We start from the raw sequence: 26087 nt of genomic DNA, 5'->3' as shown, positions 1-26087 counted from the left end.
CAGTTTCAAGTCATAGCAGTGTGAACATAAGGAGTAAAGTAGATGCGTACGTTGGTCACCCTGGCCTGCACCGAGTGCAAGCGCCGTAACTATACGACCAAGAAGAACAAGCAGACCACTCCCGATCGCATCGAGTTGAAGAAATATTGCAAGTGGTGTGGACATCACACGCTGCATAAGGAAACTCGTTAGAGGATGTCATAATAGGCCAGTAGTTCAATTGGTAGAGCGTCGGTCTCCAAAACCGAAAGTTGAGGGTTCGAGTCCTTCCTGGCCTGCCAGCTTGTTCACGAGCAGCTTTAACAGGCTGCTTGTTTGGCGTTATAAGAAGTTGAATATTGTCTGCGTTAAATCAGACTTTGAAGGGTAAAGATGGCTAAGAAATCAAAGACGCAACGCGCTAAAGCTTCTGCCCGTCGTGCAGCTCGCAAGGCGGATGTAGAGCAGAACGCGCAGCTTGCGGCCGAAGATTCGACGCAGGAAAATGCCTCTTCCGAAGAGAAGAAGGGTCTTTTCAAGCGTTCATCTCGTTCCTCAGAAGAGAAGAGCAAGAAGCAGGATGCCGAATCCTCTTCCAAGGCTTCTGAAAAAAAGCCTGCTAAGGCCCCCAAGAAGGATGGGTTCTTTGCTGGTGTGCGCTCTGAAATGAAGCGCGTTACGTGGCCTACGCGCCAGGATGTTCTCCGTTGGAGCGGGGTCGTCGTGGGTGCGCTGGTCTTTTTTGGCGTGTACGTTTTCATTCTCGACAACTGGATCGTTACGCCTTTGCTAGTGGCAATCTCGTCTCTGGGAGCGTAAAACATGGCTAAGAAGTGGTACGTTCTCCATACCTATTCTGGGTATGAGAACAAGGTCAAGCAGAATCTCGAGCTCCGTATCGAGACGATGGGCCTGGAGAACAATGTTTTCGCCATCGAGATTCCCATGGAGACGGTCACCGAAATCAAGGAAGGCGGCCGCCGCGTAGAGTCCGAGAAGAAGGTCTTCCCGGGCTATGTTCTCGTTCGCATGGAGCTCGACGACCGCAGCTGGGCTGCAGTCCGCAACACTCCTGGCGTAACCGGTTTCGTGGGCAGTCAGCAGACTCCCGCTCCTCTTACGCGCGAAGAGTACAACAAGATCATGAAGCGCACGTCGCACGAGGCTCCTCGCAAGACTTCCACCAACCTGGAAGTGGGCCAGACCGTCAAGGTCGTCGATGGTCCTCTGGCCGAGTTCGACGGTGTCGTTTCCGAAGTTTCGCCTGAATCCAACAAGGTTAAGGTTCTCGTTTCCATCTTTGGTCGCGAGACCCCCGTGGAACTTACCTTCAACCAGGTTTCCCGTATTTAGGCGTATAGCCGCCTTTGTTCAGGGCGGCTGAACATGGCAAAGACAATACGTTTGAACGTGCCCTCGTGGACAGGGGCTTCTCATGTTCGAGCGTTTGTTGATATGAACTATTAGGTAAAGACTTCAGCTGAAAGGAAGCTTTTACAATGGCTGATAAGAAAGTTACGGGCTTTGTAAAGCTGCAAATCCCGGCTGGCGCTGCCAATCCCGCGCCTCCGGTAGGCCCGGCACTGGGTGCCCAGGGCGTCAACATCATGCAGTTCTGCCAGGCATTTAATGCCCAGACGCAGGAGCAGTCCGGTACCATCATCCCCGTCGAGATCACGGTCTACGAGGACAAGTCCTTCACCTTCGTGTGCAAGACCCCTCCCGCGGCTGTGCTCATCAAGGAAAAGCTCGGTATCAAGAGCGGTTCTGGCATCCCGCAGCTCAAGAAGGTCGGCGAGCTCTCTCTCGACCAGCTGCGCGAGATCGCTGAAATCAAGCTGCCCGACCTCAACGCCAACGACATCGATGCCGCTATGGAAATCGTTGCCGGCACCGCCCGCTCCATGGGCGTTTCCATCGAGGGTCGCGCTCCTAAGAAGACCTACGTTGCTTCTCGTAAGCTCCAGGCTCTTCTCGATGCTCAGAACTAAGCATCAGTTGTTTTAGGTATCAGGCCGCGTAAGCGGTTGCAATAAGTGGGAGAGCCCCCGCGCTCGACATCACCACGGAAGGAATTAGAAATGGCTAAACTCACCAAGAAGCAGAAGGCTGCTGCCGAGAAGATCGAAGAGGGTAAGCTTTACGCTCCTCTGGCTGCGATGAACCTCGTGAAGGAAATCGCTACCGCCAACTTCGACGAGACGGTTGAAGCTCATTTTCGTCTGAGCATCGACACCCGTCAGGCCGATCAGCAGCTCCGTGGCACCGTCAGCCTGCCCAACGGCAGTGGTAAGACGGTTCGCGTTGCCGTGTTCGCCGAAGGCGAAGCCGCTCGCGCTGCCGAGGAAGCTGGCGCCGACATCGTTGGTTCCGACGACCTCGTAGCCGAAATCCAGGCTGGCAACATCAATTTCGATGCCACCGTCGCCACCCCCGACCAGATGCCCAAGGTTGGTCGTCTGGGCCGTATCCTCGGTACGCGTGGCCTTATGCCGAACCCCAAGCTTGGCACGGTTACCAACGACGTTGCCAAGGCTGTTAAGGAACTCAAGGGCGGCCGCGTAGAGTATCGTGCCGACCGTTTCGGCATCTGCCACGTCATCATCGGCAAGGCCAGCTTCTCCGCCGAGCAGCTTGCGGAAAACTATGGTGTCGTCTACGACGAGATCCTCCGCATGAAGCCTGCTGCGGCCAAGGGCAAGTACGTGAAGTCCATCACGGTTGTGTCCACGATGGGTTCTGCGGTTCCCGTCGATTCCGCCGTTCAGCGTGAATACACTGCGGCTGAATAAATTACTTTCAGCATAAACCGCTTAAGCAGCCAGGGTTCGCCCTGGCTGCTTTTTTATTGCGTGCGACACGAGAAAGGGGCGCTGGCCTTATGCCAACGCCCCTTTGCGTACGCTATGCAATCGATGGCTATGCGGTAGCCAGTGCAACTTCCTTTGCCATGATGTAGTCGATCATGAAGAAGCCATGCCCGATATCGGCATCCGTTTCCTCCATGATCTGGAAGCCGCGGCCCTTGTAGGCGCGCAGGCCAAGCTCGTTGCGGCGATTCACCATGAGGTACATGACCGGCAGGTTCTCGTCGCGGCAAAGCTGCTCGTAAAACTCGATAACCCGGCTGGCGTAATGCTTGCCGCGGGAATGCGGGTACAGGTAGATCTTGCTGATGAACAGACGGTGCTTCCACTGCGCGTCGACGACGGGGCTGTGGTGAAACGGCTTGTCGTGGGTTTCGTCGCCCGTCATGCGCTCGATGTCGCAACCGGTATAGCCTGCGATTCCGTCTTCGTCTACGAGGAGCCAATAGCGGTATCCGTCCTCGAAAATGGCCTTGGTGAGGGCGGTGTAGCTTTGCAGCGTCTCGACCATGTAATCGGTTTGCTCCTGCCCGATAATGGCGGGCCAGTAGCCGTGCCAAATCTCGTCGGCAACGCGAGCAAGTTCCTTGATGTCGCTCTCGGTTGTTACAGCGCGAAACTCTAAAGCCATGCTTTAATCATCTCCTTCGTATCTTCGCGTGTTTTGTTTCCAGTGCGTAACGACGGTGATTCCGTTTTGTTACCAGATGCGTACTCGCAGGTTAACAAACTGTTTGTGCGCTTCTTCCACTACTAACGGATGGGATTATGACAGACGTATAAGGAAAGTGGAAGGAGTAAATATGCTAGATTCCGGATCTTCTGGGTTCATGTTGGTGAGCACGATGCTCGTGCTTCTCATGACACCCGGGCTCGCTTTTTTCTACGGCGGTCTCTCGCGTAGGAAGAACGTGATCAATACGATGTTCATGTCTCTGGCCGCCATTGGCATCGTGGGCGTTGTTTGGGTTGTGTGCGGCTGGTCGCTGGCATACGGTGGCGATGGTTCCATCCCGTTCTTCGGTGGCTTCGATCAATTGGGATGCGTTACGGCAGTGCAGGATATGCTTGATGAGGCGAGTGGAACGGCTACGGCGTTCACGGCCCTATCTGGCAGCCTCGCGGTGGATGCCTCCGCTTCCGCCGAGTCTTATCCGGCTATCATCGACATCGTGTTCCAGATGGCCTTCGCGATGATCACCACGGCCATCATCACGGGCGCGGTTGCAGGTCGCATGAAGGTGGGTGCAACGATGCTGTTCTGCACCATCTGGGTCGTGCTCATCTACGCTCCTCTGGCTCACATGGTCTGGGGCGGCGACGGCAGCTTCATCGGCGATATGATTGGCGCGCTTGACTTCGCCGGTGGCGACGTCGTGCACATCTCCTCGGGCCTCACGGGCTTGGTGCTCTGCCTGCTTCTGGGCAAGCGCCGCGGCTTCGGGATGCTCAACTACCGCCCGCACAACGTTCCCTTCGTGCTCCTGGGCGCTTCGCTTCTGTGGTTCGGCTGGTTCGGCTTCAACGCTGGCTCCGCCTTCGCTGCGAATGGCACTGCGGGCCTGGCTCTCCTGAACACGGTTGCGGCTTCCGCGGCGGCGTCTCTCTCGTGGATTGGCTTCGAACGCATCCTCACGGGCAAGTGCACGCTCACGGGCGGCGCGACGGGTCTCGTTGCCGGCCTCGTGGTAATCACCCCCGCAGCGGGCTTCGTGGAGCCTCTGGCCGCCATCTTCATGGGCCTGGTCGTTTCTCCCATCTGCTACCTCGCCATTTCGCGCCTGAAGGCCAAGCTCGGCTATGATGACGCGCTCGACGCGTTCGGCTGCCATACGGTGGGTGGCATCGTCGGCGGCATCCTCACGGGCATCTTCTGCGTGCCCGAGCTGTCCTGGACGGAAAACGGCGGTCTGCTGTACACGGGCGACCCGAGCCTGCTCGTCGCCCAGGTTCTGGGCATTCTGGTAACGATTGGCTTCGTGGCAATCGGCAGCCTCGTAATTGGCCTGATCGTGAAGGCACTCTTCGGTGGCTCCCTGCGCGTGAAAGAGCACGATGAGGCTCTGGGCATGGACCTCATTCAGCATGGCGAATCGGCTTACCCCGCATTTGTGGGTCTTGACTAGCGGAAAGGCGTGACGAATATGAAGAAGATCACGGCAGTTGTACGCCCCGAACGACTTGAGGCGGTTAAGGAGGCCCTGTTCGCAGCCGAAGTGAGCGGCATGACCATCAGCCAGGTGCAGGGCTGCGGAAATCAGCACGGCTGGAAGGAATACTATCGTGGCACCGAAGTGCTGCTGAACATGGTTCCGAAGGTCAAGTTCGAAATCGTATGCGTTGACGAAGAGGTCGACGGCATCATCGAGATTATTCTGGATGTGGCGCATACCGGAAAGGTTGGGGATGGCAAGGTATTCGTCTTCCCCTGCGATGAGGTGGTTCGTATCCGCACGGGAGAGCGGGGCAGCAGCGCGCTGTAGGGTTACCGCGGCCGGTGACCATGCAGTCTGGCTCCCACCAAAGGCCACATAAGCAAGAACCCCCGGCGATTGTTCGCCGGGGGTTCGCTTGTGCCGGTATGCCGCGTGGGCTAGAGGAAGAAGACTATGCTGTCCAAGATGAACAGCGGTATGAGAATTGCCGCCGACCAGCCCATGTAGTGGAAGAAGCTGGGCATTTTCACGCCGGCCTTCTCGGCGATGTTCTTTACCATGAAGTTCGGGGCGTTGCCGATGTAGGTGTTCGCGCCCATGAATACCGCGCCAGCGGAAATGGCGAGCAGGATGCGCGGATCGACGGAACCCACCGTGGTGGCCACGGCGTTGGCGGCGTCGGAGCCGATGGCGCCGGCCGTGGTGAGGAACACGACGTAGGTGGGGGAGTTGTCGAGGAACGACGAGAGCATGCCCGTCGACCAGAAGAAGGCCAGCGGGGAATCGACGCCCAGCGAGCTGCCGTTGGTGCGCAGGAGGGCGAGCGCGGGAATCATCGTGATGAAGATGCCGATGAAGAGCTTGGCTACTTCCGCGATGGGGGCCCACTCGAACTTGTTATCCTTGCGCAGCTGCTGGCTGGTGGTGAACCAGGAGCCAGCCATGGCGACGAGGATGAGGACGATCTGCACGATGTAATCGATGCCGATATGCACGCCCTCGACGTCGAAGCCGTAGGTAGCGCCCGTGGCCGGGTCGATGAACATCTCCATTTGCGGGATGGTGCCGTTCAGGATGACGGCGACGATGATGAGTGCCAGGAAGAAGAAGTTGTGCCAGCCTTCGATGTGGATGGGCGTGCGCTCGTCGGCTTCGTCCTCGAGCTTCAGGGCCTCGAGGCCTTCCTTGCCTTCCTTCTTGATGAAGTGGCGGTCGATGAGGGCGAACGCCACGAGCATGACGACCGTGTTGAACAGCAGGATGACCCAGATGTGCTCGAAGGTCCAGAAGAAGGGGATGCCGCGCAGGTAGCCTAGGAACAGCGGGGGATCGCCTAGGGGCGTGAGGCAGCCGCCGATGTTCGCAACCAGGAAGATGAAGAACACGACGATATGGGCCTTGTGGCGACGCCAGAGGTTGGCGCGCAGCACGGGGCGGATGAGAAGCATGGCCGCGCCGGTGGTGCCTACCCAGCTGGCGATGGCGGTGCCAAGAGCCAGCATGATGACGTTGTTCTTCGTGGTGCCCACGATGGTGCCCTTCACGTGGATGCCGCCGGCTACGGTGAACAGGCCAAGGAGAAGCACGATAAAGGGAACGTAGTCGCCCAGGATGGTTTCGGAAAGCGATTCGGCCGCAACGCCGAAACCGTATACGGCGATGAAGGGAACGAGGAAGATGACCGACCAGAAAATCGCGACGGTCAGCTCGTTCTTTTCCCACCACTCGGGCTTCACGAGCGGGAAGATCGCAATCGAGAGGAGCATTCCCACGAAGGGAATGATGCTCCAGATGGGCAGAGATGCACCGATATCCATAAAACACCTGTTCCTAGTATGCCTGGCGCATGCGCCAGGCGAGGGTATATCCCTATCATTTTAGAAATGATGCAGGCGTTGCGCAACCGAAGGCGCTTTGTGCTTTGTGCTTGCATGCGCGTACGGGCGAATGCGCCCTCTGCTATTCTAGGCGGGTTGCACATTCCGCGCCGTTGGGCGCGTATCGACGAACCCGGGTAGCTAGCATGAGAATCAACCACGCCATTCTGCATATCTGCGATTTCAACGCCTGCGAGAACATCTTCTCGCCACGCGAGATCGACCTCACCGACAAGACGGCGAAGAACTACGTCATGCGCCACGTGCGCAAGGCGCTGGGCAATTTGGACAACAAGCGCGGCGAGTTCGTGGAGGGAAGCGGGTTCGCCACCGAGCTGCGCGAATACTTCAACGACACTTCGGCGTTCGTGGGGCTTTCCACGGAAATCGCCGAGTTCATATCCACCGAGCTGGGGCATTCCGAAAAGCCCATTTCCACCGACATCCTCATCGTGGATTTCGAGGACGACACCGAGCTGAAGCGCGCGGCAAAGGCTGCACGCGAGGCGGCTGCGGAAGCGGAGCTTCGCGACGAGGTGGAAGAAGACGATGGGGAAGAGGCGTTCGAGGACGTTCCCAGTTCGGAAGGCGCGCAGGAGGAAGAGGCGTGCCCATTCGACCCCGACCCCACGCCGGGCGATGCGGCGGCGCAGCGCGCGTTCGACCGCGCGAGCGGCTTTTCCGGACCGCTACCCCGATACTTCGCCATCATCCTGCTCGACAGCAAGCAGGCCTACGTGCACGAAACGCGCTACGATGACGCGGGCGAGTTCAACAGCGTTGCGCGCCATCATGCCGTCTTGCCCAACCCCTCGCAGAAGCTCACGTCGTATGCGCTGGTCGACTTGCGTTCGCTTTCGGTGCAGTTCGTGGACAAGAAGCGAAACATCGCGGGCGAGGACTGCTTCCTCATTCCCGACAAGCTGCTGCAGTGCTCGCAGCAGGCGTCGAGCCGCGAGACGCTAGCGGCGGTAACCGAAATCGTCGAGGCCGTGGCCGACGAGTATGGCGAGAACACCACGGTCGCCCTGTCGCGCGCAAAGGCCTACGTGTCGGAAAACGTTTCGGAGGAAGACCAGATCGACCTCGACGAGATGGCTGAGGCCATTTTCGAGGATTCCCCCGCGCGCACGCGCTTCGAGCAGGCGGCGTCTGCCCAGGAGCTTCCCGCGCAGGTGCCCATCGAGCGCGAGGCCGCGCAGCGCGTCGTGCGTCGCCATAAGATCCGCACCGATACGGGCATCGAGGTGACGTTCCCCGCCGAATACGGCCAGAACCCCGAATACATCATGTTCACGAGCGAGTCGGACGGCACGATTTCCATCGCCCTGAAGAACATCGCGCATATCGAGAATCGCTAATCGATCCTGTGCGACCTGGGGCTGCCGCTGAGTGGTGTAGGGCGCGTGTGGAACGTTTCCACTTGAATAATTCGCGCGTGCGCCTCGTGTTTGCTGTGCTACAATAGCACGGCTTAGGTGACGGACGTCATCAAGCAGGTAATATTGGCCCCCGAGACATGTTTTGCCTGTCGCCGCAGAGCGGTGCCGTGAACATGGTACAGAGCACGCAATCATGACGAAGGGTCCCCGTAATTATGAAAGGGGTCCATTTTGACCGAAATCAAGAACCCGACCGTTATCGATTTCGAGGACATCTCCGACGAGCAGATGAACGCGATGATCGATGGCACGTTGACCGACTTTGACGAAGGCGATCTGGTCGACGGCACCGTGGTCAAGATCGAGCATGACGAAGTGCTGGTCGACATCGGATTCAAGAGCGAGGGCGTTATTCCCTCCCGCGAGCTGTCCATCCGCAAAGACGCCGATCCTTCCGACATCGTGAACATGGGCGACAAGATCGAAGCCCTCGTTCTCCAGAAGGAAGACAAGGACGGTCGCCTGATCCTCTCCAAGAAGCGTGCCGAGTACGAGCGCGCCTGGATTTCCGTTGAAGAGAAGTTCAAGGCTGGCGAGACGGTTACCGGCGAGGTTATCGAAGTCGTCAAGGGCGGCCTCATCCTCGACATCGGCCTGCGCGGCTTCCTGCCCGCTTCCCTGGTCGACCTTCGCCGCGTGAAGGATCTGGACATGTACCTGGGCACCAGCCTGGAAGCTCGCGTCATCGAGATGGATCGCAACCGCAACAACGTTGTTCTGTCCCGTCGCGTGCTCCTGGAAGAGGGCCGCAAGAACGAGCGTGCGGAAATCCTGTCCCGCCTGTCCAAGGGCATGCGCCTCAAGGGCACCGTTTCCTCCATCGTCGACTTCGGCGCATTCGTCGACCTCGGTGGCATCGACGGTCTGGTGCACATCTCCGAGCTCTCCTGGAGCCACGTCAACCACCCCAGCGAAGTCGTCAAGGTGGGCGAAGAGGTCGAGGTCGAGGTTCTCGACGTCGATCTGCAGCGTGAGCGCATCTCCCTGGGTCTCAAGCAGACGAAGGAAGATCCCTGGATCAAGCTGGTCGAGAACTATCCCTCCGGCAGCATCATCGACGGCAAGGTCACCAAGACGGTTCCGTTCGGCGCATTCGTCGAGCTTGGCCCCAACGTCGAGGGTCTGGTGCACATCTCCGAGATGTCCAACAAGCACATCGAAACCCCCACGCAGGTCGTGCATGCTGGCGACGATGTGAAGGTCAAGGTTCTGGAAGTGAACACCGACCGCCGTCGCATCAGCCTCTCCATGAAGGCTGCCGCCGAAGAGCTGGGCATCGAAATCGAAGTTGCCGAGCCCGATCCGGCTGCCCTGGAAGAGAAGGCCGCCCGTCAGGCCAAGCGCGCCGCTGAGCGTGCTGCCCGCGAAGAGGCTTCCGAGCAGGCTGCTGAATAACATCAGCTCATAGCTAACGCAAAGCTCCCCGTGCTCGTGCGCGGGGAGCTTTTTCTATCTCGCGTACGTATCGAATACGACGCTTTTTCCTGGCCCTTTCAATGGTTGGGGCACTCGTTTCGGTGGTACCATGAGAGCAAACAGAGATGACATTCGAAAGGGGCGAGACATGAAGACCTGCATTCTCATTGGCGGTATCGGGTCCGGTAAATCGACGGTATCCCATATGCTTCAAGAGCGTGGTGCGCATCGTGTCGACCTCGACGAGTGCGGCCATGAAACGCTACTCGACCCCGAAGTGATTCAGCTTCTCACGGAAACGTTCGGCGCGGATATCCTTGCCGAGGACGGTTCGATCATTCGCTCGGAACTGGCCGCGCGTGCTTTCGTCACGCAGGCCAAGACCATCAAGCTCAACGCAATCACGCAGCCGCGCTTGCTGAAGATTGCGCAGGCGCGTCTCGACCGCTTGGCGGAAGAGGGCTGCGAGATGGCCGTTATCGAGATTTCCGCCTACGACGGTCCCGAAGGTACGTTCGCGCCGCTCGTACGCAATAGCGTTGGCGTTATCGCGGTTACGTCTCCTACGCGCGTACGCGTTCAGCGTGCCGTTTCCAAGGGCTTTGCCGAAGACGACGTTCGCCGTCGCATCGCCCGCCAGGTAAGCGATGCCCAGCGCGCCCTGTGGGCCGATTACGTCATCAGCAACAAGGGCACGCTCGACCAGCTGGAAGAGCAGGTCGGTCTTGTCTGGAACGAGATAGTTAGCAAGTAGCATCATGGCTCACCTGTCGAATCTCGAGGGAATGGAGATGGCGGGGAAGCTGCCATCCGTTCGCCTCGCCAATCAGCCATTCGAAATCGTGTCTCCCTTCGAGCCTGCGGGCGACCAGCCCCAGGCTATCGAGGCGCTTGCGCAGGGCGTGCGCGACGGTCTTCGCTACCAAACGCTTCTGGGTGTAACGGGCAGCGGCAAGACGTTCACGATGGCGAAGACCATCGAGGCGGTTCAGAAGCCCACGCTCGTGCTTGCGCCCAATAAGACGCTTGCCGCCCAAGAAGCAGCCGAGCTGCGCGAGTTCTTCCCGAACAATGCCGTCGTGTACTTCGTCTCGTACTACGATTACTACCAGCCCGAGGCGTACGTGCCGTCCACCGACACGTTCATCGAGAAAGACGCCTCCATCAACGAAGAGGTCGAGAAGCTGCGTCATGCGGCAACCTCCTCGCTCCTCTCGCGTCGCGACTGCATTGTGGTCGCTTCCGTGAGCTGCATTTACGGCATTGGTTCCCCCATGGATTATGCCGGCATGGCCGTGTTCGTGGACAAGCAGAAGCCTGCCGAACGCGACGACGTCATTCACGAACTCATCGACATTCAGTACGACCGAAACGATTACGAGCTGTCGCGCGGCACGTTCCGTGTGCGCGGTGATGCCATCGACGTGTTTCCGCCGTATGCCGACAACCCCATTCGCATCGAGTTCTGGGGCGATGAAATCGAGGAAATCGCGGAAATCGACAACGTCACGGGCGAGGTGCTCAATCATTACGAAGCGCTTCCCATTTGGCCCGCGTCGCATTACGTTACGGCCAAGCCCAAGATGGACCATGCCATCAAGACCATTCGCGAGGAGCTTCGCGAGCGCTTGGAGCAGTTCAAGGCCGAAGGCAAGCTGCTCGAGGCGCAGCGCTTGGAAATGCGCGTGAGCTACGACTTGGAAATGATGGAGTCGATGGGCTTCTGCAGTGGCATCGAGAACTATTCGCGTCATCTTGATGGGCGCAAGCCGGGCGAGCCGCCGTATACGCTTGTCGATTATTTCCCTGACGACTTCCTGTGCATCATCGACGAGAGCCACGTTACCGTGCCTCAGATTCGCGGCATGCACGAGGGCGACCGTTCGCGCAAGGTCACCTTGGCCGAACATGGATTCCGCCTGCCCAGCTGCCTCGATAATCGTCCGCTGCGCTTCGACGAGTTCGAGGCGCGCGTGCCCCAGTTCATCTACGTCTCGGCCACGCCAGGCGATTACGAATTGCGCGTGAGTCAGAAGAACGTCGAGCAGATCATTCGTCCCACGGGCTTGCTCGATCCTGAAATCATCGTGCGTCCCACGTTGTCGCAGATCGACGACATCATCGACGAGGCAAAGATTCGCGCCGAGCGCAACGAGCGCGTGCTCATCACTACGCTCACCAAGAAGATGGCCGAAGACCTTACCGACCATCTACTCGACGAGGGAATCCGCGCGCGCTACATGCATTCCGACATCGCGACGCTCGAGCGCGTCGAAATACTGCGCGAGCTGCGCCAGGGCACGTTCGACGTGCTCGTGGGCATCAATCTTCTGCGCGAGGGGCTCGACTTGCCCGAGGTTTCGCTCGTGGCAATTCTGGACGCCGATAAGGAAGGCTTCCTGCGCAATCACCGCTCGCTCATCCAGACCATTGGCCGTGCTGCGCGAAATGCGTCGGGCCAGGTAATCATGTACGCCGATAAGCGCACCGATTCCATGGACCTTGCCATCACGGAAGCGGAGCGTCGCCGCGGCTTGCAGATGAAGTTCAACGAAGAGCACGGCATCAAGCCGCAGACCGTTCGCAAGGCCATCAACGACATCATGGAGTATGTCGAGGAAGAAGTGGGGAATACCACGGCCGAGCAGGTAAACATGGAGCTGGCCGCGTTGTCGCGCGAAGAGGTGCTGCGCATTATCTCGTCGATGGAAGAGGATATGGCCCGCGCGTCGCAGGCGATGGACTTCGAGGAGGCAGCTCGTCTGCGCGACCAAGTTGTGCAGCTGCGTAGCCGCTTCGAGGGCGAATCCGAAGAAGCCGCCCTCGAAAAGCTGCGCAAGACCGCCCGCAAGGGCAGCGAATACGGTAGAAGGAAGCGCTAGTCCCTCGTGTAGTTCTGCAGGTAGTCGATGGCGTACTGCGCGTAGAGGGCCGTCGATACGAGCAGGGCATCCTCGTCGATGTCGAAGTTGCCGTTATGATGGGATACCTGCGTGTTGGGGCGCTGGGGGTTCGCCGATCCCACGAATGCATAGGCGCCAGGCACGCGGTTGATGAGTTCCGCCATGTCGTCGCCCTGCAGGGAAGCGGGGCGTTCGGTGATGACGTTCTCTGCGCCCAGCAGCGCCACGGCCGTCGTCTGGGCTTCCTTGGAAGACGTCGCATCGTTGATGAGGGGCGACGTGTAGTCCTCGAAGTAAATCGAGCCCGAACCGCCGTAGATGGCGGCCATGTGGTTCACCAGCTCTTCCAGCTCGTGCTTAACCTGCTGCCTCGTTTCGGGCGTGAGCGCGCGGATCGTGCCCTCGATGGTGGCTTCTTCCGCGACGACGTTATAGGCCGAGCCCGCTTCCAGCTTGCCGATGCCGATGAGGGCGCTTTCCGTGGGGTTCAGGCGCCTGGTTACGAGTGCTTGGGCTGCCACCACAATCTGCGATGCGATGTAGAGCGCGTCGATGCCCGCTTCGGGCGTGGAAACGTGGGCACCATGACCTGCGATGGTAATCTTGAAATAGTCGACGGATGCGTTGTTGGGGCCCGCCACGATGGCGACGGAGCCAACGGGCACGTTCGAGGCGACGTGGATGCCAAACGTGCGCGAGGCGATGTCCAGAGCGCCGCTGTCGACGACTTTGTGGCCGCCGTAGCCCACTTCTTCGCCTTCCTGGAATACCAGGCGCACCGTGCCCCCGAAGAGGTTGCGGTGGCGTGCCAGAACGCGTGCGGCGCCGATGAGACCCGCCGTATGCGCGTCATGGCCGCAGGCATGCATGACGCCGGGTACCTGCGAGCGGTAGGGGCGGTCATTCGCTTCCTCTACGGGCAGCGCGTCGATGTCGGCGCGCAGGACGATGGCGTCGTCGCCCGGAAGCTCGCCCGTGATGTCGGCGTAGAGCGAATGCTCGGGGATGCGATGGACTTCGAGCCCCAGCGCGGTTAGTTCCTCGATGATGCGTTCGTTCGTCTTGTCTTCATGGCGCGATAGCTCGGGATGCTCGTGGAAGTGCCTGCGGAGCTCTACCACGTAGGCATGGTCTTCCTCTGCCGCCTGGCGAATCGTTTCTAGTGTGCTCATAGGTGCCTCTTTTCAAGAAGGGACAGCCCTCGCGAGCTGTCCCCCTGCAAATCGTTTGTGCTGCGCGTCCGCTATGCGGAAGCCTGACCAGCTGCTTCCTTGATTGCGTCGATGGACGTGTAGGAGCTGGAGTAGAGCGAGAGCGGTGCCATGATCGTGTCGCCGATGGTGGTGATGTCGTAGCCGATCTTCTCCACTTCGCTGGCCAGGTAGGCCTTGTGCTGGAAGGAGTTCAGGTCGATTTCGCCAGAGTCCAGCGCCTCGTTGGGCAGCGTGTAGGAATCGAAGGTCACGAGCTCGATGTAGATGCCGGCATTCTGCTCGTCGAGCACCTTCTGCACGGCCTTCCAGAAGTCGTTGGAGGAGCCGCACACGCCAACCTTCACCGTGGTCTTGCCCTCGCTGGTGGAGGTGTAGGAGTCGATTTCGCTGATGAATGCGCTATCGGCAACGTCGGACTCATCGTAGTCGAATGCGGGGATGAACGTTTCCTGGTACTTGCCCACGATGTATTTGGCTACCGTCTGCGTCTGGAACGCGTCCACGATCTTCTTGTACGTGGCGTTGTTCGCATCGGAGCTGCGGGCGGCGATGATGTTCACGTAGGGGTTCTCGCCAGCGTCGGAGCTCTGGGATTCGGTGATCAGGGCGTCCTTGGAGGGGACCAGGCCCGCGGGCGTGGCGTAGGTGCCGTTGATGGCGGCGGCGCCGAAGTCGTCGAGCGTGGAGGGCAGCGTGTTAGCGGCCGAGGGAACGACTTCCACGTTGTACAGGTACTTCGTGATGTCCTTCACCTCGGGGGCGTAGCCGGCGCTGGGGTCGACTTCGATCAGGCCAGCCTGCTCGAGCAGCTTGATGGCACGACCACCGTTGGTGGAGTCGTCGGGAATGCCGATCTTCACGGTGGAACCAGCCGATGAGCCACCTGCGCCGCAGCCAGCGAGCGCGAATGCCAGTACGGCGGCAAAGGCGGCAATGGCCAGCTTCTTGATTGTCCTTGTTTTCATACCTTGCTCCTTTTCTCTAAAAGGTTGAAACCCCGTCCCTGTGCGCCGTGTGGCGCGCGAAATTACTTGCCGAAGAGGTGCCTGTTCGTTGCGCGGCGGGCCAGCAGATTGCCCACGCCCTGCACGATGCTGATGAGCACCATCAAGAGGATCACGCAGGCGTTCACGACGTCCTGGTGGTGAAGGTTCTGGCCGTAGTTGATGGCGAAGCTGCCGATACCACCTGCTCCCACGGCGCCAGCCATCGTGGTGAGGCCGATGAGCGAGATGGCCGTGATGGTGGTTGCGCGGATGAGCTCGGGCAGGGCTTCCGGCAGGTACACGCGGAAGATGATGCCCATGGTGCCCGAACCGAAGGCGCGAGCCGCCTCGACCTTGCCCTTGTCGACGCTAACCAGCGCGGTTTCCACCTGGCGCGTGTAGAAAGGCACGGCTCCGAATACCAGCGGCACGATGGCGCCGGCCACGCCAATGGCCGTGCCCGTGATGAGCCTGGTAAGCGGAATGAGGAAGATCAGCAGGATCACGAAGGGAATCGAGCGGAAGAAGTTCGTGATGAGCGTGTCGATTCCGAAGATGACCTTGTTGGGAGCGATGCCGTCGGGCCTGGTTACCGTGAGGGCGATGCCAAACACGAGGCCAATGACGAACGTGAGGATGCCCGAAATGGCGAACATCTGGAACGTTGCCACGATGCTGTCGACGAAGATGTCGCTGTAGGATGCGACATTAGGAAAGAGCGTTTGCAGAAGTTCCATGGCTGATTTCCTCCGTTCGCACGTCTCGTGAGCGCCAGTATTCGATGACTTCCCTGGTGGTTTCCTGCGTTCCCTTCAGCTGCACCACCATGTGGCCGAGGGGCTTGCCCTGCAGCCATTCGATGTTGGCGAGCAGGATGTTGATGTGTACGTCGTAGCGCTTTGCCGTGTCGGCGATGAGCTCGTCGTTCACCGACTTATCGTCGAAGGTGAGCTTCGCGAGGATGCCCTCGCTGCCATACTTCTCGCGCAGCACGCCCAGGCTTTCGAGTTTTTCGCCCTTTTCGACGAACTTGCGCGTGGTGTCTTCGCGCGGGTTGGCGAAGATGTCGTAGACGGTGCCGTCTTCCACGGCGCGGCCGCCTTCCATGACGGTCACCTTGTTGCAGATGTCCTTGATGACCGACATTTCATGCGTGATGATGACGATCGTGAGGCCGAAGCGCTTGTTGATGCTCTTCAGCAGCGCCAGCACCGAAGCGGTGGCTTCGGGGTCGAGCGCCGAGGTGGCTTCGTCGGAAAGGAGGATCTTCGGGTCGTTTGCCAGGGCGCGTGCGATGGCGACGCGCTGCTTCTGACCACCGGAGAGCTCTGCGGGGAAGGACTTGGCCTTGTCCTGCAGGTCTACCAGCTCCAGCAGTTCGGTTACCTTCTTCTCGATCTCTTCCTTTGATTTTCCGGTGTGGCGCAGGGGGTAGGCCACGTTCTCGAAAACGGTGGAACGGTCGAGCAGGTTGAAGTGCTGGAAGATCATGCCGATGGACGAGCGGAGCTTGCGAAGCTTCGCGGAGGGGATGGGCGCTTCGGGGGAATTCTGCTCGTCGGAGTAGAAGAGATTTCCGTTTTCCGCGCGCAGCGTGCCGAAGCCGTCGATCTGCACCGTGCCTGAGGTGGGCGTCTCGAGGAAATTGAGGCAGCGCACCAGCGTGGACTTGCCGGCGCCCGAATATCCGATGACGCCGTAGATATCTCCCTGTTCAATAGTAAGAGATACGTTGTCGACTGCTTTGAGTTCACCTCCGTTCGAAGTGAACGTTTTGGTTAACCCTGTCGTTTTCAGCATGGCCCCAACTTCCCAGTTCCTAGCGTGCCTTCAGTACATAAATCGTAATTATTGCTATATGCACTAGGTTCGGTAGGGGGCTATTATCGATGCCCTGTTATCGGCATTTCCGATAACAGGGGTGTTTGGGGAGGTCATCTTGCAACTTGGATAGCTAGCCAGGTCCCGTTTTGACCGATATCAATTTTTCGAAAAGGCTTCGTTATCGTTCCAAGAGAGAACGATTCTGCATTTCCTACTCTTTATACATAAGGGCGATGGTGTAGTATCCCCGCTCATACGGGCGGTATACCTGCTGGCTCCAAAGAAGCTCGATATCGTCTTTTTGCTCAAGGTCCGTCACGTCGCGCGGGGGAACGGCGTCGGTGGACTGGCCCAGGACCCAGAAACGCCCATGGTAATCGCCCAGCATGCTTTCCCAGCTCGAGTCGATGACGAGGTTTTCGCCGTAGCATGAGTAGGCAAGGGCCCAGTTTCCCTTCTGCCAGTCGAGGTAATGCTGCTCGAGATCGGGGAAATACACGGCGGTAACCCCCATAATTCCGATATCGCTCGACACTACCATGTCGCCGTCTTGAATTTGCTCGACCATGTAGTCGAAGAACTCGTAATTCTTGTCGGTGTAGTCGTCCTGCACGATGAGGAGCTGGTTGAGCGTCGAGACCGCGATGAAGAGCATGCATAGCGCGATGGTGATGCGCTTGCGGTGCAGGCGGAAGAGAATCCATGCGATGCCGAAGATGAGCGGCCCGATGGCGCAGAACATATACCGGAAGTACACCATGAACGATTGCATGAGCAGCGATGCCAGCCCGGCGATGAGTCCGAGCCCGATATACGTCGAGACTCCCAGGAAGGCGGGGAACCACGACGGCGAGGTGAGCGTGCGCGCGATGCGCGCGAAGATGTTTGCGCGCTTGGCGGAATACGCGTAGCGCGAGTGGCGATGCGGCCGTTGCTTGCGTTTGATGCACTCGCGCACGATAAGCGCGATGAGGATGGCGAGGGAGATGATGGCCACCCATACGACGATGCGCGGGACGATGCCGTAGTCACCCTTCCACGCGAAGTCGATCTGCATGGTGATGAGCGGGTAGCGTGCAAGCGCGATGAGCGTGTCGGGGAAGGTGAAGTCGGCCCAGTACGTATTCGATACCACACCCATCTGGCTTACGAGAACGCTCAGCCACGGCGCGAAAAGCGCGAGTTGCAGAACGGCTTGAATGCAGAAGGCCCTGATGTCGCGTGCGCGCGTCTTCCTGTGGGCGATGAGGAAGCAGAGCAGTTCGAGATTGATGAGGAATACCGATATGACGGCGAAATAGTGCAGGTACGCCGCCGTGATGGAGCACAGCATGAATCGTGCCCACGGAGCATGTGGGGCGCCGTCCGAAAAGGCGCTCGTATGGTTAAGGCGCATGATGCGGTACGCGTATACGAACGTGAGCATGACCATGCACGCTGCCCAGGAATACATGCGAATCTCGATGGCTATGTAGGAAACGTAGGGCGTGAACAGTGCGAGGGTGGTGTAGATGAGCCCAACGCGCCATCCGAAGTCGCGGCGCAGGTGCGTAAGGCCGATGACTGCCAGGGCAACGGCGCCCAGCACGGTGAAGATGCGGTACGCGGTTACGTATCCACCCAGTAGGTAGATGACGTGCAGCGCCCAGTAGAAGAGCACGGGGTGCACGTCGCCCGAGCCGATGTGCCATATTTCGGCGAACGAGTGCTCGGCGATGGCCACCGAGTAGCTCTCATCGAACCAGAGGTTGTCGTGGAAGGCTCCCGTGAGCAGGAATGCGGCCCCTATGGCCAGGACGGCGGCATGGAAGGCGGGGGAGGAGATGATGGAGGAAATAGAGCGTTTCATACCCTCAATACTAGGTATCGCGCCCGCGTGTTTGCCAATGTTCGCGCAATACTGACATACGTATCGCTAAACTACCTCATATAGCGTATTTCGCCTGAACAGGCGTATGACGCGGCTATGCGTTACGCATGCGAAAGCAAGCGCTGGGAAAGAGCGCGGCGTGATACATATACTTAAGGGGAAAGATTGGCTGGGCCAGCAGGATTCGAACCTACATAGCTGGTACCAAAAACCAGAGTCCTGCCATTGGACGATGGCCCAGCGAATAGAATGCGCGTATGCGCGGATGATTAGTCTACTTTGTCGTGTTCGTTCCGTCAAATACGATGGCATGCGCCACGAGATGCACACTCGTTCGCGGGCTGGGTTGCGCAATGTGCCGCGTTTTTGACCCGATGGTGGCGATTCTGGTGCGCGCTTTCGGGAGTGCTAGAATTGGGCCATGGGCAAGAAGGTACATAAGACAAACGCCATGCGCATTCTCGATTCCGAGGGCGTGCCGTATCGCACGGCTACGTACGAGGTCGACGAGAACGATCTTTCTGGCATGCACGTGGCGGATTCTCTGGGGCAAGACCCCGAACAGCTTTTCAAGACGCTTGTGCTCGTGGGCGAGCGCACGGGGCACGTCGTGTGCTGCATACCCACGAATTGCGAGCTCGACCTGAAGAAGGTCGCGCGTGCCGCGGGCGATAAGCGCGTCGAGATGCTTCCCCTGAAGAAGCTCACGCCGCTTACCGGGTACGTGCGCGGCGGATGCTCGCCGCTGGGCATGAAGAAGCAGTTCCCCACGTTTATCGACGAGACCGCCGTATTGTTCGACGAGATTTTCATCAGCGCGGGCGAACGCGGCGAGCAAATTATCGTGAATGGCGAAGACCTTGCGCGCGTGGTAGGCGCCACGTTTGCCGACCTGTGCATGTAGGCGCTGGTTCTCGCCTCGATGCGGGAGATGGGGAATAGTATGATCATCAGGAAATCACCTGCGGAAATCGAAGCCATGAAGGAAGCTGGCAGGCTGTCGGCGAAGGCCCTGCGCGAGGTGGGGCAGCTCATCGAGCCCGGCATTTCCACGCTCGAACTCGACCGCCATGCCGAGAAGATCATCCGCGCCGAAGGCGGCATCCCCGCGTTCAAGGGCTATGGAGGATTTCCCGCCACCATCTGCTCGTCGGTGAACGACCAGATCGTCCATGGCATTCCCAGTAAAGACGTCATCCTGCGCGAGGGGGATATCATCTCCATCGACACGGGCGCCGTCGTCGATGGCTGGGTGGGCGATAACGCATGGACGTACCCCGTGGGCCGCATCAAGCCCGAAGTGCAGAAGCTTCTGGATATCACCGAGGAGTGCATGTGGCGCGCCATTTCCGCTGCGAGGCCGGGCAATCGCCTGGGCGATGTGGGGCATGCGTGCCAAGAGCTCGCCGAGTCTCACGGCTATGGCGTCGTGCGCGAATATGTGGGGCACGGTATCGGCCGAGATATGCACGAGGATCCGAACGTTCCGAATTACGGGCATCGTCACATGGGATTGAAGCTCGAAGAGGGCATGGTCCTGGCCATCGAACCCATGATCTGCATGGGAACGCGCAAGACGCGCGCGGGTAAGGACGGCTGGCTCGTGCTCACGCGTGACGGCAAGCCGGCTGCTCATTTCGAGAAGACGGTTGCCATCACCGAGGGCGGCCCCGTTCTGCTTACCGTGGAACCGGATTTCCGCCGTCCCGTGGCGAAGAAATAGCCTAGCTGCTGCTTGCCTCGAATTCGGCCGCCACTTCGCGTAGCAGGTCGCGGATGGGCAGGAACTGCGGGCATGCCTTCTCGCAGGCGCCGCATGCGAGGCATTCGCTTGCCTTTGCGTGTTCGCTCGACGTGAGGGCGTTGTTGTAGTACCAAGTGGGGTTCCATCCGCCGAAGACGCGCTTCGTGTTCAGGCAATCGAGCATTTCCGGGATGTTGATGCCGATGGGACAGCCGTCTGTGCAGTAATGGCATGCGGTGCAGGCGACCATGCCCAACGACGCGATGGTCTTCGCGGCTTGCTCGAGCGTTTCCGCTTGGCTTGCGGAAAGGGGCGTTGCGTCGCGCATCGAGCGGATATTGTCCTGCACGTCTTCCATGCGGCTCATGCCCGAAAGCACCATGGCAACGCTGGGGTGCGTTGCGGCGAATCGGAGCGCGATGCCCGCGTTCGATAGGCCCTCGGGGTTGCTCATTCCATCAACTACGGCCTGCACTTCGCTGGGAAGCTTCACGAGATTGCCGCCCTTGATGGGTTCCATCACGATGACGGGAATGCCCCTTTGCGCGCAGAGTTTAATGCATGCACGGCTCTGGATGGCGGTACTGTTCCAGTCGGCCCAGTTCACCTGCAGCTGCACGGCGTCTAGGTTGGGGTGGTCGTTCAAAATGCGCTCGAGCACTTCGGGTGAATCGTGAAATGACATGCCCACGTAGCGCGTTTTGCCCGCAGCCTTGAAATCGAAGGCGTGCTCGTAGGCGCGCGTGCGCGTGTACTTCTGGTAGCTCGTGGCATTCTGCGCGTGGAGCAGGAGCATGTCGATGTGGTCGACCCCAAGCGTTTCGAGTTCAAGCTCAAGGAGCGGATCGATGTCTTCCTCGCGTTTGAAGTTCTGGTTCGAGAGCTTGTCGGCCAGGAAGTACGATTCACGTGGATGGCGTTTCACCAGGCATTCCCGTAGCGCGACTTCGCTTTGGCCGCCTAGGTATACGTGTGCCGTGTCGAAGTAGTTGAACCCCGCATCGAGGAAGGCATCGAACATGGCGCAAATGGCGTTCATGTCCAGTTCGTCGCCTTGCTTGGGAAGGCGCATGCACCCGAATCCGAGCTTGCCCGATACGCGTTCGGTCCATTGCGTCATTGGTACCACCTTATATGAAGCGTCGTACATAAGTATCCTCATCAAGCGATGAATCCTGGCGAGGATACGTGAGGCTTAGAAGAATGCCTTCTTCGATTGCACGTAGAAGCCGTCGTAGTTGCAACGCAGAAGCGTCGTGGGAACGCTGCCGCGCTGGATGCGCACGGCGCGGATGGGAGAGGGCATTTCGTCGTTCCAGCCGTCGACGAAGAGCGTGGCGTCTTCCTCGGTGGGCGATTCGCTCAGCGTGATGTCGACGATGTCGTTCGGGTCGGTTACCACGGCGCGCGCGGTGATGGAATGCGGGGCCAGGGGAACGACCACGAGACCCTGGAAGCCGGGGGCGATAAGCGGTCCGCCGGCGGAAAGCGCGTATGCCGTGGAGCCCGTGGCGCTTGCGATAACTACGCCGTCGCCGCGCATGCTGGCGAGCCTATCGCCATTGAACGCCACGTCGAAGCCGATGATGCGGCCCGATGCGCCGCGCGAGAGGCAGACCTCGTTCAGCGCGAAGAAGCTGCGGTCGTTTTCGCGGTCGAACTCGCCCGTGCAGAGGCGGTCGAACTCGTCTTCGTCGTCGCCTTCGCACAGCACGTTAATGCGCAGGTTGGAGCGCTCTTCCTTCTTGCATTCGCCTGCGAGGGCGCTTGCGAGCATGGCGATTACGCTTTCGGTGGGGTCGTTCGCGAGGAACCCGAGGTGGCCGAAGTTGATGCCCAGAATGGGGATGCCGGTATAGCCCACGATATGCGCGGTGCGCAGGATGGTGCCGTCGCCGCCGAGCGCCACGGCCATGTCGGCGCCTTCGATATACGCGGGCGTTGCGTCCACCGAATTCGTGATCGAGCAGGTGATGCCCTGGCTCGAGAGGTAGGCGGCAATCATCAACGAAGCATCGATGGCCTTCGCGCTCTCGTCGTTGCGTACTATCAAGATGTGCATATGGAGACCTCATCTACCGGTTGCATGTAACACGTGCTGTATATGCTACCATTTCTCCCGTTATGGATACGCAAAGCTCATCGCGCGAGGAGTCGCGCAATTCCGTTATCAAGAATACCGGCCTCATGACGCTCGGTACGCTCCTGTCGCGCGCATCGGGCCTCATCCGCACGTGGGCGATGGCGTTTGCCCTGGGCAATTCCATGCTCACGAGCGCGTATCAGGTGGCGAACAACCTTCCCAATGTGGTGTTCGAGCTTGTCGCCGGTGGCTTTCTTTCCACGGCGTTTCTGCCCGTCTTGCTGCTCGAACGCGAGCGTTTCGGCAAGGAAGGCGAAAGCAAGTACACATCCAATATCCTCAATATCACGCTTGTGCTGCTGGGTGCGCTTTCCGTGCTCTGCAGCATCTTTGCCGAACAGGTGGTATCCACTCAGACGTTCACGCAGGGCACCGATTCCGACGTCTATCGCCAAACGGTCATGTTCTTCCGCATCTTCGCGTTCCAGCTCGTGTTCTATGGTCTGGGTGGCGTCATCACGGGCGTGCTCAATGCGAAGCGCTCGTTTCTGCTCACATCGCTTGCTCCCGCGCTCAACAACATCGTGGTTATCGCGACGTTCTTCGCGTACGTGCCCCTTTCCCAGGTTAATTCCGACGCCGCGCTCATCATGCTCGGCGTGGGCGCCACGCTGGGCGTTGCCGTGCAGTTCGTCATCCAGATTCCCGCGCTCTTGAAAACGGGGTACCGCTGGCGTCCCTATATCAATCTGAAAGACCCGGCTATCGCGGAAACCATCAAGATTGCGGTGCCGTCGCTTATCTACATCGTCGCGAATGTGGTGGCCGTGAGCTTCCGGAATGCGTTCAGCCTCGTGGGTGCCGACAATGGCCCCTCCACGCTTTCGTATGCCTGGATGTGGTATCAGCTTCCATACGGCGTTATTGCCGTATCGCTTTCCAGTACCATGTTCACCGAGATGAGCGATTCGGTTGCACGTGGCGACATTTCGCGCTTCCGCTCCCAGGTGGGACAGGGCCTACGCGGGACGCTGTTCCTCATCATCCCGCTGACCGGCTTGCTTTTCGTGCTATCGCAGCCGCTTATCTCACTCTTCCACGCGGGTGCCTTCACGGGCGACGACGTGAGCCAGGTAAGCGAGATTTTGCAGGTGTGGGTGCTCAGCCTGCCCATGTACTCGGTGGGCATGTACTTGTACAAAGCGTTTGCGTCGTTGCGCAAGCTCATGGCGTTCGCGCTCATGAACTGCGCTATCGTGGTTTTGCAACTTGTTCTGTATGCGGTACTGTGCCAGCGTGACGTGCTGGGGCTCATGGGCATTCCCGTTGCCGACTTCATCTACTTCACGGTGCGCGCCGTCGCCTCGGTCATCCTTCTCAACTTCTACGTTGGGAAGGACCCCCAGAACAAGACGGTTCAAACCACCATTCGCACGGTGCTCGCCACCGTGGTGGGCTGCGTGCCCACGGCGTTGCTGCTGGCCTTCATTCCCACCATTCCCGGCATTGGCGCCATGGCGAATGCCATCATCCAGCTTGCCATTTGCGGCATCGTGGGGCTGGCGGTTGTCTTTGGCGCATGTCGCCTGTTCCGCGTGGAGGAGTTCAGCATCGTCGAACGCTTCATGCGTCGCCTGAAGCGGCGATAGCCTACATCTTGTAGTGGAATCCCATACCTTTCGGATTTAAAATCGTTCCACGAGGGTGGTTTTGTTTTCTCGAACTACTACTTCGGGCAAGCCGAGCTTTAGCAAATTTAAGTCTTCGGTTGATTCGGGGAATCCATCCTTACAAAAGTTCGAGGTGCTTTCTTTTCGCGGTAGGTGGGTTATGAAGTGTCGCGGAGCGTTGCGGAATCGTGCATACGTGATCGTTCTTGCGCTTGTTGCCTTGTCCGCGGTTTTCCCTTTATCGCTGTTTGGGTGCACCCATGGTGAGGGTGACGCTGAAGAGGGGCAATACGACACGGTGGGCGGATACTATGACCACATGTGTTTTGATGATGGCAGGATTATTGATGTTGATTTTGACAAAAGATTGCTGCTCATAGAAACGCTAGATGATTCGAACGACACGCCTTCCGGAACCCAAGTTCTTCTCGATTATTCAGGCTCCAAGGATGAGCGGTTTGTGAGATTCGACAATCGTTTGACTGTTGGAGCGGTAGTTTCCGTGGCGTACTTTCCGTATACATTGGATTCGGGGGCTATTCAGGCAGTGATTTGACGATTAAGGATGCTGATTGATTTAGCTTTTTGTTACGCATGTGTTAACACGTGCCCTCCTCTATCGCCCGACGCTTTCTCGCTCGCTACAATAGAAAGACGTGTGTGCCGCGTGGTTTAGTGCTGTCCGCGTGCGCCGCATGCGTATCGCGGACGCGATACGCTCCTGCTGAATTCTATCGTGAGGAGCATCATGTCCAAATACATCTTCGTTACCGGCGGCGTCGTTTCCTCGTTGGGCAAGGGAATCACCGCTGCGTCCTTGGGCCACTTGCTGAAGGCTCGCGGTTACAGCGTAACCATGCAGAAGATGGATCCCTACCTGAACGTGGACCCGGGTACCATGAGCCCCTTCCAGCATGGTGAGGTGTTCGTTACCGACGACGGCCACGAGGGTGACCTCGATCTGGGTCATTACGAGCGCTTCATCGACGAGAGCCTCACGCGTGCTTCCAACTTTACGCAGGGCTCGATTTACAAGACCCTTATCGCGCGCGAGCGCCGCGGCGATTTCCTGGGTGGCACCGTGCAGGTTATCCCTCATGTAACCGAGGCCATCAAGGAGCGTCTGCGTCGCGTGGGCGAGCAGACGCAGGCCGATATCGTCATCGTCGAAATCGGCGGCACCATCGGCGACATCGAGGGCCAGCCCTTCATCGAGGCGGCTCGTCAGTTCCGCAAGGAACTGGGCCTGGGCAATTCCGTGTTCGTGCATTGCACGCTCGTGCCCTACATTTCCGCTGCTCACGAAGTGAAGACGAAGCCCACGCAGCATTCCGTGAAGGAGCTGCGCTCCATGGGCGTGCAGCCCGATTTCATTGTGTGCCGCAGCGACCACGAGGTAAGCGCCAAGGTGCGCGCAAAGATCGCCCTGTTCTGCGACGTTGCCCCCGAGGACGTGCTTGAGTGCTCCGACGCGCCCAGCATCTACGACGTGCCCCTGGGTCTGCATGCGCAGCATTTCGACGAGGCCGTGCTCGCTCGCTTGAACCTCGAGGCTAGGCCCATCGACCTTTCTCCGCTCCAGTCGTTCCTCGACGCCAAGAGCAACTGCACCTCTACGGTGAAGATTGCCGTCGTGGGCAAGTACGTCAGCCTTCCCGATGCCTACCTGTCGGTTATCGAGGCGCTGGGTCATGCGGGCGTTGCCAATGGCGTGAATGTCGACGTACAGCTCATCGATGGCGAAACGGTTAATGACGGAAACGTCGAGGGCATCCTCGGCGACGTGCATGGCATCCTCGTTCCGGGTGGTTTCGGCCAGCGTGCGTTCGAGGGCAAGATCTGCGCCGTGCGCTATGCGCGCGAGCACAAGATTCCATTCCTGGGCATTTGCCTGGGCATGCAGGCCGCCGTGTGCGAGTTTGCCCGCGACGTTGCGGGAATGCCCGGTGCTACTTCCACCGAGTTCGACGAAGAGGCGGCATATCCCGTCATCGACCTCATGCCCGAACAGGAAGACGTGGAAGACAAGGGCGGCACGATGCGCCTTGGCGCGTAT

The 26087-nt window shown here is 59.0% G+C and carries 25 protein-coding genes and 2 tRNA genes; 17 read left to right on the top strand and 10 right to left on the bottom strand.

Annotated features, from left to right (window positions below; genetic code table 11):
- Nucleotides 1-42: 42 nt before the first annotated feature.
- The 6 genes from rpmG (at nucleotide 43) to rplA (ending at nucleotide 2771) form a co-directional block, all read left to right on the top strand.
- Nucleotides 43-192, top strand: coding sequence for a 50S ribosomal protein L33 (rpmG, locus tag AC04P6_RS02065; RefSeq protein ID WP_066663211.1), 150 nt, complete (start codon nucleotides 43-45; stop codon nucleotides 190-192).
- A 13-nt stretch (nucleotides 193-205) separates the two neighbouring features.
- A tRNA-Trp gene (locus AC04P6_RS02060) sits at nucleotides 206-281 on the top strand.
- A gap of 91 nt (nucleotides 282-372) precedes the next feature.
- The gene (secE, locus tag AC04P6_RS02055) at nucleotides 373-798 is read left to right on the top strand and encodes a preprotein translocase subunit SecE (RefSeq protein WP_475564935.1); all 426 of its coding nucleotides are present in this window, start codon (nucleotides 373-375) and stop codon (nucleotides 796-798) included.
- A 3-nt stretch (nucleotides 799-801) separates the two neighbouring features.
- A complete protein-coding gene (nusG, locus tag AC04P6_RS02050) occupies nucleotides 802-1332 on the top strand; it encodes a transcription termination/antitermination protein NusG (protein WP_475564934.1) in 531 nt (176 codons plus the stop codon).
- 146 nt (nucleotides 1333-1478) lie between these two features.
- Nucleotides 1479-1970 (top strand): 50S ribosomal protein L11, encoded by a 492-nt coding sequence (gene rplK, locus AC04P6_RS02045; protein WP_475564933.1) that lies wholly within the window; start codon nucleotides 1479-1481, stop codon nucleotides 1968-1970.
- A 90-nt stretch (nucleotides 1971-2060) separates the two neighbouring features.
- Nucleotides 2061-2771, top strand: coding sequence for a 50S ribosomal protein L1 (rplA, locus tag AC04P6_RS02040; RefSeq protein WP_475564932.1), 711 nt, complete (start codon nucleotides 2061-2063; stop codon nucleotides 2769-2771).
- Between the two features lie 127 nt (nucleotides 2772-2898).
- Here the strand turns inward: rplA and AC04P6_RS02035 are convergent, their stop codons facing one another.
- A complete protein-coding gene (locus AC04P6_RS02035) occupies nucleotides 2899-3477 on the bottom strand; it encodes a GNAT family N-acetyltransferase (RefSeq protein WP_475564931.1) in 579 nt (192 codons plus the stop codon).
- 172 nt (nucleotides 3478-3649) lie between these two features.
- Between AC04P6_RS02035 and AC04P6_RS02030 the strand changes: the two genes are divergently transcribed.
- Both AC04P6_RS02030 and AC04P6_RS02025 read left to right on the top strand, forming a co-directional pair.
- Entirely contained in the window at nucleotides 3650-4972 is a 1323-nt protein-coding gene (locus AC04P6_RS02030; RefSeq protein ID WP_475564930.1) for an ammonium transporter, read from the top strand.
- A gap of 18 nt (nucleotides 4973-4990) precedes the next feature.
- Nucleotides 4991-5329: a P-II family nitrogen regulator gene (locus AC04P6_RS02025; RefSeq protein WP_475564929.1), complete on the top strand. Its 339-nt coding sequence runs from the start codon at nucleotides 4991-4993 to the stop codon at nucleotides 5327-5329.
- A gap of 110 nt (nucleotides 5330-5439) precedes the next feature.
- Here AC04P6_RS02025 and AC04P6_RS02020 read toward each other — a convergent pair whose 3' ends face one another.
- Entirely contained in the window at nucleotides 5440-6819 is a 1380-nt protein-coding gene (locus AC04P6_RS02020) for a sodium:proton antiporter (RefSeq protein ID WP_475564928.1), read from the bottom strand.
- Nucleotides 6820-7025: 206 nt separating this feature from the next.
- On the opposite strand from AC04P6_RS02020, the gene AC04P6_RS02015 reads away from it, so the two are divergent.
- From AC04P6_RS02015 to uvrB, 4 genes are all read left to right on the top strand, one after another.
- A complete protein-coding gene (locus tag AC04P6_RS02015; protein ID WP_475564927.1) occupies nucleotides 7026-8240 on the top strand; it encodes a nucleoid-associated protein in 1215 nt (404 codons plus the stop codon).
- Between the two features lie 252 nt (nucleotides 8241-8492).
- Nucleotides 8493-9716 (top strand): 30S ribosomal protein S1, encoded by a 1224-nt coding sequence (rpsA, locus tag AC04P6_RS02010; RefSeq protein ID WP_475564926.1) that lies wholly within the window; start codon nucleotides 8493-8495, stop codon nucleotides 9714-9716.
- A gap of 169 nt (nucleotides 9717-9885) precedes the next feature.
- On the top strand, nucleotides 9886-10491 hold the full coding sequence (gene coaE, locus AC04P6_RS02005) for a dephospho-CoA kinase (protein WP_475564925.1): 606 nt from the start codon (nucleotides 9886-9888) through the stop codon (nucleotides 10489-10491).
- 4 nt (nucleotides 10492-10495) lie between these two features.
- Complete coding sequence (uvrB, locus tag AC04P6_RS02000) at nucleotides 10496-12619, top strand: excinuclease ABC subunit UvrB (RefSeq protein ID WP_475564924.1); 2124 nt, start codon at nucleotides 10496-10498, stop codon at nucleotides 12617-12619.
- On the opposite strand, the gene AC04P6_RS01995 is transcribed toward uvrB, so the two are convergent.
- The 6 genes from AC04P6_RS01995 to AC04P6_RS01970 all read right to left on the bottom strand — a co-directional run bounded on the left by AC04P6_RS01995 (nucleotide 12616) and on the right by AC04P6_RS01970 (nucleotide 18774).
- A complete protein-coding gene (locus AC04P6_RS01995; protein WP_475564923.1) occupies nucleotides 12616-13812 on the bottom strand; it encodes a M20 metallopeptidase family protein in 1197 nt (398 codons plus the stop codon). The genes uvrB and AC04P6_RS01995 overlap by 4 nt on opposite strands.
- 71 nt (nucleotides 13813-13883) lie before the next feature.
- Complete coding sequence (locus tag AC04P6_RS01990; protein ID WP_475564922.1) at nucleotides 13884-14819, bottom strand: MetQ/NlpA family ABC transporter substrate-binding protein; 936 nt, start codon at nucleotides 14817-14819, stop codon at nucleotides 13884-13886.
- Nucleotides 14820-14881: 62 nt separating this feature from the next.
- On the bottom strand, nucleotides 14882-15577 hold the full coding sequence (locus AC04P6_RS01985) for a methionine ABC transporter permease (RefSeq protein ID WP_475564921.1): 696 nt from the start codon (nucleotides 15575-15577) through the stop codon (nucleotides 14882-14884).
- Nucleotides 15549-16640, bottom strand: a complete 1092-nt coding sequence (locus tag AC04P6_RS01980; RefSeq protein ID WP_475564920.1) for a methionine ABC transporter ATP-binding protein — start codon at nucleotides 16638-16640, stop codon at nucleotides 15549-15551. The genes AC04P6_RS01985 and AC04P6_RS01980 overlap by 29 nt, the downstream gene beginning before the upstream one ends.
- A 235-nt stretch (nucleotides 16641-16875) precedes the next feature.
- Nucleotides 16876-18513, bottom strand: coding sequence for a glycosyltransferase family 39 protein (locus AC04P6_RS01975; protein ID WP_475564918.1), 1638 nt, complete (start codon nucleotides 18511-18513; stop codon nucleotides 16876-16878).
- A 187-nt stretch (nucleotides 18514-18700) separates the two neighbouring features.
- Nucleotides 18701-18774 (bottom strand) — tRNA-Gln (locus AC04P6_RS01970).
- A 181-nt stretch (nucleotides 18775-18955) separates the two neighbouring features.
- On the opposite strand from AC04P6_RS01970, the gene ybaK reads away from it, so the two are divergent.
- Nucleotides 18956-19438, top strand: a complete 483-nt coding sequence (gene ybaK / locus AC04P6_RS01965; protein ID WP_475564917.1) for a Cys-tRNA(Pro) deacylase — start codon at nucleotides 18956-18958, stop codon at nucleotides 19436-19438.
- 39 nt (nucleotides 19439-19477) lie between these two features.
- The gene (gene map / locus AC04P6_RS01960; RefSeq protein WP_475564916.1) at nucleotides 19478-20257 is read left to right on the top strand and encodes a type I methionyl aminopeptidase; all 780 of its coding nucleotides are present in this window, start codon (nucleotides 19478-19480) and stop codon (nucleotides 20255-20257) included.
- A gap of 1 nt (nucleotide 20258) precedes the next feature.
- On the opposite strand, the gene AC04P6_RS01955 is transcribed toward map, so the two are convergent.
- Both AC04P6_RS01955 and AC04P6_RS01950 read right to left on the bottom strand, forming a co-directional pair.
- Complete coding sequence (locus AC04P6_RS01955) at nucleotides 20259-21398, bottom strand: aldo/keto reductase (RefSeq protein WP_475564915.1); 1140 nt, start codon at nucleotides 21396-21398, stop codon at nucleotides 20259-20261.
- 75 nt (nucleotides 21399-21473) lie between these two features.
- A complete protein-coding gene (locus tag AC04P6_RS01950; RefSeq protein WP_475564914.1) occupies nucleotides 21474-22340 on the bottom strand; it encodes an NAD(+)/NADH kinase in 867 nt (288 codons plus the stop codon).
- Between the two features lie 62 nt (nucleotides 22341-22402).
- On the opposite strand from AC04P6_RS01950, the gene murJ reads away from it, so the two are divergent.
- The 3 genes from murJ to AC04P6_RS01935 form a co-directional block, all read left to right on the top strand.
- Nucleotides 22403-24010 carry a murein biosynthesis integral membrane protein MurJ gene (gene murJ / locus AC04P6_RS01945; protein WP_475564913.1) on the top strand — a complete coding sequence of 536 codons (1608 nt, stop codon included), beginning with the start codon at nucleotides 22403-22405 and terminating at the stop codon, nucleotides 24008-24010.
- A gap of 181 nt (nucleotides 24011-24191) precedes the next feature.
- Entirely contained in the window at nucleotides 24192-24587 is a 396-nt protein-coding gene (locus AC04P6_RS01940) for a hypothetical protein (protein WP_475564912.1), read from the top strand.
- A 192-nt stretch (nucleotides 24588-24779) separates the two neighbouring features.
- On the top strand, nucleotides 24780-26087 hold a 1308-nt coding region (locus AC04P6_RS01935), incomplete at its 3' end, for a CTP synthase (RefSeq protein ID WP_475564911.1).

The organism is Denitrobacterium sp., from assembly GCF_056180635.1.
The sequence above is the reverse complement of the archived record's forward strand: the minus strand, read 5'-3'. Positions and strand labels throughout refer to the sequence as shown.